General features: G+C 66.4%; 10 protein-coding genes. All 10 read right to left on the bottom strand.

Annotation, left to right across the window (positions count from 1 at the left end):
• Nucleotides 1–13 precede the first annotated feature (13 nt).
• A complete protein-coding gene (locus DDE13_RS11005; protein WP_111404136.1) occupies nucleotides 14–451 on the bottom strand; it encodes a universal stress protein in 438 nt (145 codons plus the stop codon).
• The gene (locus DDE13_RS11000; protein ID WP_111404135.1) at nucleotides 448–3,057 is read right to left on the bottom strand and encodes a TRAP transporter permease; all 2,610 of its coding nucleotides are present in this window, start codon (nucleotides 3,055–3,057) and stop codon (nucleotides 448–450) included. The genes DDE13_RS11005 and DDE13_RS11000 overlap by 4 nt, the downstream gene beginning before the upstream one ends.
• Before the next feature lie 63 nt (nucleotides 3,058–3,120).
• Complete coding sequence (locus tag DDE13_RS10995) at nucleotides 3,121–4,089, bottom strand: TAXI family TRAP transporter solute-binding subunit (protein WP_111404134.1); 969 nt, start codon at nucleotides 4,087–4,089, stop codon at nucleotides 3,121–3,123.
• Between the two features lie 163 nt (nucleotides 4,090–4,252).
• Nucleotides 4,253–5,233, bottom strand: coding sequence for an ABC transporter ATP-binding protein (locus DDE13_RS10990; RefSeq protein WP_111404133.1), 981 nt, complete (start codon nucleotides 5,231–5,233; stop codon nucleotides 4,253–4,255).
• Entirely contained in the window at nucleotides 5,230–6,213 is a 984-nt protein-coding gene (locus DDE13_RS10985) for an ABC transporter ATP-binding protein (protein WP_111404132.1), read from the bottom strand. Before DDE13_RS10985 ends, DDE13_RS10990 begins: the two co-directional genes overlap by 4 nt.
• Nucleotides 6,210–7,166 (bottom strand): ABC transporter permease, encoded by a 957-nt coding sequence (locus tag DDE13_RS10980; RefSeq protein ID WP_111404131.1) that lies wholly within the window; start codon nucleotides 7,164–7,166, stop codon nucleotides 6,210–6,212. Before DDE13_RS10980 ends, DDE13_RS10985 begins: the two co-directional genes overlap by 4 nt.
• 1 nt (nucleotide 7,167) lies before the next feature.
• Nucleotides 7,168–8,148 carry an ABC transporter permease gene (locus DDE13_RS10975; protein WP_111404130.1) on the bottom strand — a complete coding sequence of 327 codons (981 nt, stop codon included), beginning with the start codon at nucleotides 8,146–8,148 and terminating at the stop codon, nucleotides 7,168–7,170.
• 64 nt (nucleotides 8,149–8,212) lie between these two features.
• Entirely contained in the window at nucleotides 8,213–9,796 is a 1,584-nt protein-coding gene (locus DDE13_RS10970; RefSeq protein WP_111404129.1) for an ABC transporter substrate-binding protein, read from the bottom strand.
• Nucleotides 9,797–9,879: 83 nt separating this feature from the next.
• The gene (locus DDE13_RS10965; protein ID WP_111404128.1) at nucleotides 9,880–11,145 is read right to left on the bottom strand and encodes a Coenzyme F420 hydrogenase/dehydrogenase, beta subunit C-terminal domain; all 1,266 of its coding nucleotides are present in this window, start codon (nucleotides 11,143–11,145) and stop codon (nucleotides 9,880–9,882) included.
• Nucleotides 11,146–11,216: 71 nt separating this feature from the next.
• Nucleotides 11,217–11,531, bottom strand: a complete 315-nt coding sequence (locus tag DDE13_RS10960) for a DUF2834 domain-containing protein (protein ID WP_111404127.1) — start codon at nucleotides 11,529–11,531, stop codon at nucleotides 11,217–11,219.
• Nucleotides 11,532–11,568 lie beyond the last annotated feature (37 nt).

Raw genomic sequence — 11,568 nt, 5'->3', positions numbered from 1 at the left:
CGCTGCAATCCGCTCAGGCGTCGCGGACCACGAAGACCGAACAGTCGGAATGGCGCACCACGCGGCTGGCATTCGGCCCGAGCAGATAGTCCCGCAGCGCCGGGCGGTGCGAGCCGATGACGATCAGCGCGGCCCCGTCCACGCGGGCGACGCGCAGCACCTCTTCGTAGACCGTGCCGGTGCTGACGATGTGGCGCGTTTGCGCGTTCAGCTCCGCACCCAGGACAGCTTCGCATAGTTCCCCGAGCGCCTTGCGCGCTTCCGCGACCGCGTGTTCGTGATAGTCGGCCTTGAAATAGCTTCCCACCATGGACGTGCCGAAATCTGGCAGCACGGTCATGACGTCGAGCCGGGCCTGGTCAAGTTCGGCCAGCTGGGCGGCCCTGCGCAGCACGGGGGTTTCATGTGCGGGTTGGCTGACGTCGAGGGCGCAAAGAACGATACCGGTCATGCTGTGGCTTCCTGTTCACGTCCTGACCGCGCGTTCTGCAGGAAGGCCACGCCCCCCAGCAACAGCAGCGCCGGTATCCAGACAAGTTCCTTGGGCAACTGGTCCGCGGGCATCTTGACCTCGGCCAGCGTCACCGGAGCGTCGCCATAGAAATCGAACTCGCTCAGTTTCTCCGAAAAGGGCGTGCCGAACATCGGTTCGTCCATCGCCATGATCTCGCCGTCCGGCATGAAGGACAGGCCAAGCTGGCCCAGCCTGTCGGCCCCGCTGGCGCCTTCGCCCTCGACGGGCAAGGCGAGCGTCCGTTCCCGCGGCGTGCCGGTCATGAAATCCGGCCCGCGAACGATGACGCGCACGGTTCCGCCGGGTTGCGCCCGCCCCAGCGCCTCCTCGATCTGGGTGGGTGGCACGTTCTCGAAAGGCGGCGTGATGCGGTCCATGAAGAAATCGGGCCGGAACAGCGCGAAGGCGACCAGCACCAGCACGACGCTTTCCACGATGTTCGACTTGGTCAGGAAGTAACCCATGGTGCCCGCCGTGAACACGAGGATCGCGACGGTGGCCACGATGAACACCACGATCCCCTGCACCAGCCCCACATCGATCAGCAGGAGATCCGTATTGAAGATGAACATGAAGGGCAGGATGATCGTGCGCAGGCTGTAGAAGAACGCCACGAACCCGGTGCGGATGGCATCCCCCCCGGACACTGCGGCGGCGGCGAAGCTCGCCAGTCCCACCGGTGGTGTGACGTCCGCCATGATCCCGAAGTAGAACACGAACAGGTGCACCGCGATCAGCGGCACGATAAGCCCGGACTGCGCCCCCAGTTCCACCACGACCGCCGCCATGAGCGAACTGACAACGATGTAGTTGGCCGTCGTCGGCAGGCCCATCCCGAGGATCAGCGACAGGATGCCGACGAAGACCAGCATCGCGACAAGGTTTCCGCCGGACACGAATTCCACCAGGTCGGCCATCACCTGCCCGATGCCTGTCAGCGTCACGGTCCCCACGATCACCCCGGCGGTCGCCGTCGCCAGCCCGATGCCGATCATGTTGCGCGCGCCGGTGATCATGCCGGAAATCAGGTCCAGCACACCGGCCGTCGTGGCCGATCCGATCTGGCCTTCGCCGCGGAACATCGCCTTCAGCGGGCGCTGCGTCAGCAGGATGCCGAACAGAAGGAACGTGGCCCAGAAGGCCGACAGGCCCGGCGATTTCTGCTCGATCATCAGGAAGTAGACCAGAACGATGATCGGAAGAAGGTAATAGAGGCCGGACTTGTAGATCTCGCCTACGACGGGCAGTTCCACTTCCTCGGCATTAGGATCGTCGGGTTCGAGGTCCGGCACGCCGGAGGCGAGCCACAGCAGCCCCACATAGGCCGCGAAGACCAGCGCCGCGAGGACCCAGCCAGCGCCCTCGGGCACCAGCGCCACGATCCAGCCGACCGGATACTGCACACCGTAACACAGCGCGGCGAAGCCCGCGAAGAACGCCGCCATGCCGCCGATGGTGCGCCCCATGCTGACGACCCGGTTCCCCAGCGTCGGCATGTTGCGCTTCACCGCTTCGAGATGCACGATGTAGACGAGCGCGATATAGCTGATCGACGCGGGAAGGAAGGCGTGGGTGATGACCTGAACATAGGAAATCCCCACGTATTCCACCATCAGGAAGGCAGCGGCGCCCATCACCGGCGGCATGATCTGGCCGTTCACCGAACTGGCGACCTCGACCGATCCAGCCTGTTCCTTGGTGAACCCCACCCGTTTCATCAGCGGGATGGTGAATGTGCCGGTGGTCACGACGTTGGCAATGGACGAGCCCGAGATCAGCCCGGTGGCCGCAGAGCCGACGACTGCCGCCTTGGCGGGACCACCGCGCAGGTGGCCGAGCGCGCCGAATGCCATCTTGATGAAGTAATTGCCCGCACCAGCCTTGTCCAAAAGGGCACCGAACAGCACGAACAGGAACACGAAGCGGGTGGAGACGCCGAGCGCGATGCCGAACACGCCCTCGGACGTGATCCACATGTGGCTCATGGCCTTTTGCAGGCTCGCGCCGTTCCACTGGATGACATCGGGCACCCAGGGCGCCGAGCCGAAGAAGACATAGGCAAGAAAGATCGTGGCGATGATCGCCATGGCGGGGCCGAGCGCGCGGCGCGCGGCCTCGAACAGCAGAAGAAGCCCGGCCAGCGCGAACCACTTGTCCATGTCATCGGCCAACCCGCCGCTCTGCACGATCTTGTCGTAGAAGAAGTATCCGTACAGCGCGAGAAACGCACCGATGCCCGCCATCGCCCAGTCCTGGACGGGGATATAGTGACGGGGGCTCGATTTCAGCGCGGGATAGGCGAGGAATGCGAGGAAGATCGCGAAAGCCAGGTGGATCTGGCGCGAATTGTTGATCAGATCGCCGGGCAGAAGCTGGTTCGACAGGGGCGACGCCAGCACGACCTGGAAGATCGACCAGACCAACGCGATCGCAGCGATCAGGATCGCGATATTCCCACCCGGATCGCGCGATCCGGCGTCGCTTGCGTTGACGAGTTCCTGAAGCTCTGCCTCGGAAAGACCGCTATTCTTGTCGCTCGCCATCGCCGATCCCCTTGCCGACCATATGAAAAACCGGGGGCGCTGTGGCCCCCGGTCCGGTTCGTGTCAGTCCATCAGACCGGCTTCGCGGTAGTACCGCACGGCGCCATCATGGAGCGGCGCGGAAAGCCCGTCGCGCACCATTTCTTCCTTCTTCAGGTTGGCGAAAGCCGGGTGCAGCTGGGTGAACGCCTCGAAATTCTCGAAGACCGAGCTGACAAGCGTATAGACCGTATCCTCGGGCACGTCGGTGGAGGTCACGAAGGTCGCGCCGACGCCGAAGGTCGTCACGTCTTCCGGGTTGCCGCGATACATGCCGCCGGGGATCGTCGCCACGCGGTAGAACGCGTTGTCCGCCACAAGCTGCTCGACCACCGGGCCGGCCACGTTCACGAGAACGCTGTCGCAGGCCGTGGTCGCTTCCTGGATGGACCCCGAGGGGTGACCGACGGTGTAGACCATCGCGTCGATCTGATTGTCGCACAGGGCCGCCGACTGTTCCGCCGGGCGCAGTTCGGTCGCGAGTTCGAAGTCGTCCGTGGTCCAGCCATAGGCCTCCAGGAGAACTTCCATCGTGCCGCGCTGGCCCGAACCGGGGTTGCCGATATTGACCCGCTTGCCTTTCAGATCCTCGAAATTCACGATACCCGCATCGGCACGCGCCACCACGGTGAAGGGTTCGGGATGGACCGAAAACACCGCCCGAAGACCTTCGAACGGGCCGGCATCGCTGAAGGACGAGGTGCCGTTATACGCGTGGTACTGCCAGTCGGACTGGGCGACGCCGAATTCCAGTTCGCCCGCGCGGATGGTGTTGAGGTTGTAGACGGAGCCGCCGGTGGATTCCACCGAGCAGCGCAGCCCATGTTCCCGGCGCCCCTGGTTCACGAGACGGCAGATCGCGCCGCCGGTGGGGTAATAGACCCCGGTCACGCCACCGGTGCCGATGGTGAAGAATTCCTGCGCCTGCGCAACGGGTGCGGCCATGGCCCCCATCGCGATCCCGACTGCAGCCAGCTTGAAGTGGTTCAGCATCCTGTTCTCCCCTGTTGATGCATGTTTCACGGCGCGCCCGACGGCGCCGCGTTGTGCCTTCATGCAATCCCCTGTGGCGCGGCTTGTCAACTCGTCGCACCCGATCCCTGCAATTGACCTGAGCCGACGCAGGCCGCACCACGGCGATGGCGCGAAACCGCGCTTATTCAGCGAGGTGGCACGCCACGCGGGCATTCCCGAGCCTGCGCATTTCGGGGCGCTCCGCGCGGCAGCGGTCCACCGCGATGGGGCAGCGCGGATGAAAGGCACAACCCGGCGGCGGGTTGATCGGGTCGGGGATCTCGCCCTTCGGGGGTTCCACCTCGCGGCCGAAGGCATCCATCCGCGGGGCGGCGGCGAACAGCATCCGCGTGTAGGGATGGCGCGGATTGTCGAACAGCGCCTCGGCCGGGGCTTCCTCCACCAGCCGGCCCAGATACAGCACGCCGATCGTGTCGGCCATGTGGCGCACCACCGTCAGGTCGTGGCTGATGAACAGGTAGGTCAGCCCGAATTCGTCCTTCAGGTCGGACATCAGGTTCAGCACCTGCGCCTGCACCGACACGTCGAGCGCCGATGTCGGCTCGTCGCACACGATCAGCTTGGGGTTCGCCGCGAGCGCCCGCGCGATGCAGATGCGCTGCCGCTGTCCGCCGGAAAATTCGTGCGGGTATTTTCCCGCGTCCCGCGCCGCGAGTCCGACCTGTTCCAGCAGACGCTCGGCCAGACCTGACGCATCCCCGCCGCGCGCGGTCACGGGCTCCGCGATGATGTCGCGCACCCGCCATCGGGGGTTCAAGCTGGCATAGGGGTCCTGGAATATCATCTGGATTTCCGACCGGGCTGCGGCGATACGGGCAGGGTCGCGTTCCGTGGCCAGATCGGTGTCGCGGATCAACACCGACCCGTCCGACGGCGGCAGAAGCCCCACAATCATTTTGCCGATGGTGGACTTGCCCGACCCGCTTTCGCCGACCAGCGCATAGACACCCTTTTCGGGGATATCGAAGCTCACGTCCGACACGGCGGTCAGCAGCGCGCGCGGCAGCCGTTCCAGCACCCGGTTGAGCCACGGTTTCGACACGTCGAACACGCGGGTCAGGTTGCGGACGCGGACCAGTGCCGGGGATTCTGTATCCTTCATGCGGTCACGTCCTCGGCCACGGTCAGCGGATAGTGGCAGGCGGCCCGCGCGTCGGGCGCGCGGACGGGCGGCGGGTCAATGTCGCAGCCGGGGCCGCGCCGCGGGCAACGCGGGTGGAACGCGCAGCCCGGCGGCATCGCATCCAGCCGTGGCATGGCACCGGGGATCTGCGTGAGCCGCGCCTGCCCCTGCGACGCGCCGGGGGTCGAGCCCATCAGCCCCGCCGTGTAGGGATGGCGCGGGTGCTGGATCACGTCAGCCACCGGCCCGATCTCGGCCAGCCGTCCGGCATACATGACCGCCACGCGGTCTGCCGCCTCGGCGATCACGCCCATGTCGTGGGTGACAAGCATCACCGCCGTGCCCCGTTCGCGGCACAGCCGCTTCAGCAGCACGATGATCTGCGCCTGCACGCTGACATCGAGCGCGGTCGTGGGCTCGTCCGCGATCACCAGATCCGGTTCGGCACAGAGCGCCAGCGCGATCACCACCCGTTGCCGCATGCCGCCGGAAAACGCGTGCGGATAGCTGTCGACCCGGTCGCGCGCGGCGGGGATGCCCACCTCCTCCAAGGCCGCGATGGCGCGTTCCCGTGCCTCCGCCCGGCTGACGGGAAGGTGTTCCAGGATCGTCTCGGCGATCTGGTCGCCCACGGTCAGAAGCGGGTTGAGGCTGGTGAGCGGGTCCTGGAACACCATCCCGATCCGCTTGCCGCGCAGCTTGCGCAAGCCCTCGGGCGGCAGGTTGTCGATCCGCGCGCCGTTCAGCCAGACCTCCCCGCCCGTGATCCGCGCGGGGCGGTTCAGCAGGCCGATGACCGCGTTGCCCGCCATGGACTTGCCCGCGCCGGACTCACCCACGACGCCAAGTATCTCCCCCGCCACGATGTCGTAGCTGACACTGTCCACGGGGCGCAGCACGCCGTGGCGGGTCGGTATCTCGACGGTGAGGTTGCGGAGGGAAAGGACCGGCGCCATCACCGCAGCCTCGGGTTCAGCGCGTCGCGCAGCCAGTCGCCCAGCAGGTTCACCGCCAGCGCGAGCGCCAGCAAGGTCGCCGCCGGAAACAGGAGGATCCACCACTCGCCCGAGAACAGGAACCCCTGCCCGATCCGGATCAGCGTGCCGAGGCTGGGTTGCGTGGGCGGCGCGCCGATGCCGAGGAAGCTCAGCGTTGCCTCGGCGATGATCGCCAGCGCCAGCGAAATCGTGGCGATCACCAGCACGGGCGACAGCACGTTGGGCAGGATATGGCGCAGCATGATCGCGCCCGACCCCCGCCCGATCAGCCGCGCGGCGGCGACGTAATCGCGGCTTTTCTCCACCAGTGTCGCGCCGCGCACGACGCGGGCGAACTGCACCCAGTCCGACAGGCCGATGGCGAGGATCAGCACCCAGATCGCCACCTCGTTGCGCAACTCGGGCGGCGTGATGCCCTTGGCGACCCCGAAGATCAGCATGGCGACGAGGATCGCCGGAAAGGTCAGCTGCACGTCGGCCACGCGCATGATGATCGTGTCGACCCAGCCGCCCAGATATCCCGCCAGCAGCCCCAGCGTGATGCCCAGCACCATCGCCAGCGCCACCGCCATGAACCCCACGAACAGCGATATCCGCAGCCCGAAAAGGATCGTGGAGAACACGTCGCGGCCCTGGTCGTCCGTACCCAGCCAGAACGTGTCGCCGGTGAAGGCGTTGGGCTCCATCGGCGGCGTGAACCCGTTCATCAGGTTCAGCGTGCCGGGATCGAACGGGTCGTAGGGTGCGATCAAGGGCGCGAACACCGCTGCCAGCACCATGAGCGTGACGACGACCAGCGACACGACAGCCACCGGCGCATGGCGGAAAGACCAGACGATATCGCTGTCCCATGCCTTGCGCAGACGGCCGGGGGCGGCGGGCGCGGGCGTGCCGGTTCGCGGCAGATCGGCCATGTCAGTGCCCCCGTGCGCTATCGCCGCGCAACCGCGGATCGACCATGACATACAGAAGATCCACGATCAGGTTGATGCCCACGAACATGACCGAGATCAGCATCAGGTAAGCGGCCATCACGGGGATATCGACGAACTGGATCGCGTTGATGAACAGCAGCCCCACGCCGGGCCACTGGAACACGGTTTCGGTGATGATGGCGAAGGCGATGATGGACCCAAGCTGAAGCCCCGTCACCGTGATGACCGGCACCATGGTGTTCTTCAGCGCGTGGCGGAAATGCACGGCCCGGTCGCGCAACCCGCGGGCGCGGGCGAAGCGGATGTAGTCGGTGCGCAGCACCTCCAGCATCTCGGACCGCACGAGCCGCATGATGAGCGTCATCTGGTACAGCCCGAGCGTGATCGACGGCAGGATCAGCGCCTGCAGCCCGCTTGGCGTCAGGAACCCGGTGGTCCAGCCGCCAAGGTCCACGACCTCCCCGCGGCCGAAACTGGGCAACCAGCCCAGTTCCACCGAAAACAGGTATATGAGAAGGATCCCGATCAGGAAGGTCGGCAGCGACACGCCGATCAGCGACAGGGTCATGATCGCATTGGCCGCGAACCCGTCACGCCGGATCGCCGTGAACACGCCCAGCCCGATCCCGAAGCTTAATGCCAGCACGCCCGACACGGCGGCCAGTTCCAGCGTCGCGGGCGCGCGCTCCATGAGGATCTCGGCCACTGGCCGCCCTTGCCGATAGGACATCCCGAAATTGCCCTGCACCGCCTGCCCGAGAAACTTGGCGTATTGCACCACGAACGGCTCGTTCAAGCCCAGCGTTTCGCGCAGGCGCTCCACATCGGCCTGCGTGCGTTCCTGCCCCAGCATGTTGTCGATCGGATCGCCCACGAAGCGGAACAGCGAAAAGGCGACCAGCCCGACCACCAGCAGCACGATGGCCGACTGGAAGATCCGGCGCAGGATATAGGCAAGCATGGGTGACCCCTTCGGGCACGCGCCGGCGCGCGGGGACAGCCCCCGCGCCGGCGCGGATGGCGGATCAGTTCAGTGCGATATACTTGATCTTCGGCTGATCCTCGGGATCGACCTCGATCGCCACGTTGCTGGCCACACCCCAGTTCAGAACCTGGTGATGGATCGGCAGATAGATGGTTTCCGCCTGCACGACCTCCCAGATCGCCGCGATGGTGTCGTTGCGCGCATCAAGATCGGTTTCCGACGCCAGCGACTGGATCATCGCGTCCAGTTCCGGGTTGGAATAGCCCGTGGCATTCCAGGACCCGCGATCCCCTTCCGCCGAATGCACGAGGAAGTTGAAGATGTACTCGCTGTCATAGGTCGGCACACCCCAGCCCAGCATGTAGAAATTCGTGGTCCGGTTCGAGATCAGCGGGAAGAACTGCGCCTTGGGCATCGCTTCGAGATTCACGGTGACGCCGATCTGCGCCATCATGCCCACGACCGCCTGACAGATGCCTTCGTCGTTGATGTAGCGGTCGTTCGGGCAGTCGAGCTGCACCGAGAACCCGTCGCCATAGCCCGCTTCCTCCATAAGCGCCTTGGCGGCCGCGACATCCGTGCTGGTCGCGTCAAGTTCGGCCGTCCAGCCGTTGACGAAGGGCGGCGCGATCATCCCGGCAGGCTGGCTCTGGCCGCGCATCACGACCTGCTTGATGGCATCGCGGTTGATCGCCATGTTCATCGCCTGCCGCACACGGGCGTCGGCGAAGGGATTGGCGCCCTCGACGGAGTCGGTCTCGATATCCGCGGCACCCATGTTCATCCCGAAGAAGATCGTGCGGTTCTGCGGTGCCGTGCGCACGTCCAGCCCGTCGGTCCCGGCCACGCGGCCCAGATCCTGCACCGGCATGTCCTGGATGATGTCGACCTCACCGGACAGAAGTGCGGCCACGCGGGTCGCGGCGTTCTGGATCGGGGTATAGACGATCTCGGTCACGTCGAGCGGGAACTGGTCCATGCCCCAGTACTCCTCGAACCGCGTCATCACGGTGCGCACGTCCGGCTCCCGGCTGTTCAGAACGTAAGGCCCGGTGCCGTTGGCGTTGCGCGCGGCGAAGGTTTCCTCCCCGCCTTCGTAATCCTGCACCTCGACCGCGTCGTTCGCGCGGGCCCAGTCCTCGTCGATGATGAACAGGTTCGTCAGGTTGCTGGGCAGGATCGGGTTCGGCCCGTCGGTGACGAATTCCACGGTCAGCGGGTCGGGCGCGCGAACCTCGACGATGGAGGTCAGCAGCTCCTTCATGTCGCTGTCCTCAGTCTGGGCGCGCTCGATCGAGAACACCACGTCCGATGCATCGAAGGCGGCCCCATCATGGAAGGTCACGCCTTCGCGCAGATTGAACACCCATACGTTGGGATCGTCCGGCGACGGGGCCCAATCGGTCGCCAGTGCCGGTTCGAACGCGCCGGTCATGTCGCGGATCAGGAGCGGTTCATAGATCTGGTGCGCGATCGTGTGAGTCGGCCCTTCGTTCTGGGCATGCGGGTCCAGCGTGAGGCTGTCGCCCGCCCGCGCCCAGCGGAGCGTTTCGGCCTGCGCAAAGGGCGCCATCGCCGTGGTGGCCAGCAGCGTGGCTGTCAGAAGTCCGGTTGTCCGGGTCATTGTGGTTGTCTCCCTGATGTCTTGTCGCATTGGCGTCATGATTGCCGGCGATGGGACCGTCGCGCAACCTTTCCGTTACGACGTCAGCCTTCGGCCTCGGTGCCTGCCCGTTCCACGGGCGTCTCGCGCAGTTCGTCAGCCGAAGGCGCAAGCCCATAAGGCGCCACGAGCCGCCAGACATGGGCGGGCACCATGTTCTTGATCCGCGCGGGATGGGTGCGGCGAAGGTGCAGCACCGTCTCGGCCGCCTTCATCTCCACCCGTGCGCGCGCGAATTCCAGCCCCCGAGGACCGATGCGCGGTTGCAGCCACGCCACGATGGGGCGCAGCCAACCGGGCATACGGCGCAGCGGCATCCCCCCCGCTGCGCGTTCCGTGTTGGCAATGAACCCCTTCACGGCCCCGGCGCGGCTGCCGCGCGTGGTCGGGTTCGACAGCACGACGTCTGACCCAAGCGCAGCCAATGCATCGGCCCCGCGCGCGTTACGGGCGATCACCCATTGCTGCCCATCCCCGCCCATGTAGCCCACGGTGATGTCCGCGAGCCGGTTCGTGTAATCCACGCAGGTCTTGCAGGTCAGCGGAAAGAAATCCGCGGGCAGGTCGGATATGGGCAACTTCAGGAACGGGATGAGGCGCGGCGCGCGCCCGTCGTCGAAGCGCAGCTCCACCCGGTAATCGTGGCGGAACTCCAGGTAGCTGATCGTGTCGGGCCGGTCGTCGAGCAGGGCGAGGAACTCGTGGAACCGCGCGGTCGTCGTGTTGTCGGAACAGGGCGTGCCGATCACCGTGATCGCGTCGAAGCCAAGCTCCGACTCCAGCGCGCGCAGGGCATAGACCTGGCAGGGGATTCCGATCACCGCGATGCGCCGGTGCCCGGCGTCACGGGCCGGTTCTAGCATGGCCAGCAGCGGCGCATAGCCCATGCGCATGCCCCGGCAGGCCGCCAGCGCCGACGGGTCGGTCACGATCACCGCACGCGGAGCCCAGCGGTCGTCCGGGTCCGGCGCCACGGTCAGCACGGCGTCGACCGCGCCCGTTTCCAGCAGCCGTGCCGCCAGCGCCGTGGTCAGCCCGGTCCATTGCGCGCCCGCGGCAGGCGGGTCGAGCCGCGCGCGGTGCATGGCATGGATCACGCCGAAGAACGGCTCTTCGCCCGCGCCGCCCGCGGCCCGGCCATGGACGGCCCGTTCCAGCGCGGGATAGTCCGGCGCGATGAACTGGCAGGCCCGCCCGCAGGCCTTGCCGTCGCCCATCCGCGACACCCCGCAATCGGTGCACAGGCCCGGGCGCGCGGCCCCGCCGGGGGTAGGGCTTGTCAGTCCGGGGATGGGGCCTGCGTCCTTCATGCGTCCTGCGTAGACTGCTTGGGGCGCCCGCGTCCAGCGGCGGGCTGTCTCAGGCCCGGATCAGGCACCTATCAGGCGGGACGGCTGCGTAGGAACAGGAACAGCGGCAGACCGCAGCTTACCCCGATGCAGAACGTGGCCGGGATCGCCACGAGATTGACCCATGTGCGCCTCTGGACGCATTCCGCCACGATCCACACCGTCAGCGCGATGGCCGCGATGGTCAGATCCCATGTCAGGCCGGTGGTGCTGTCGTTGACATACCACGCGTCGATCAGGCCGCCCAAGCCGCCGGGATTGTTCGCCATGTGGCTGACGAACCAGTACATCGGGTGGATCGCCCCCCAGATGGCAAGGGCAAGGTAGGTCAGGCGCAGGGCGGTCATCGCAGGCTCCAAGCTGTGGCGCGGATTGCGCCGGGAA

The organism is Meridianimarinicoccus zhengii (genome assembly GCF_003254465.1).
In the GTDB taxonomy this organism is placed as follows: Bacteria; Pseudomonadota; Alphaproteobacteria; order Rhodobacterales; family Rhodobacteraceae; genus Meridianimarinicoccus; species Meridianimarinicoccus zhengii.
The sequence above is the reverse complement of the archived record's forward strand: the minus strand, read 5'-3'. Positions and strand labels throughout refer to the sequence as shown.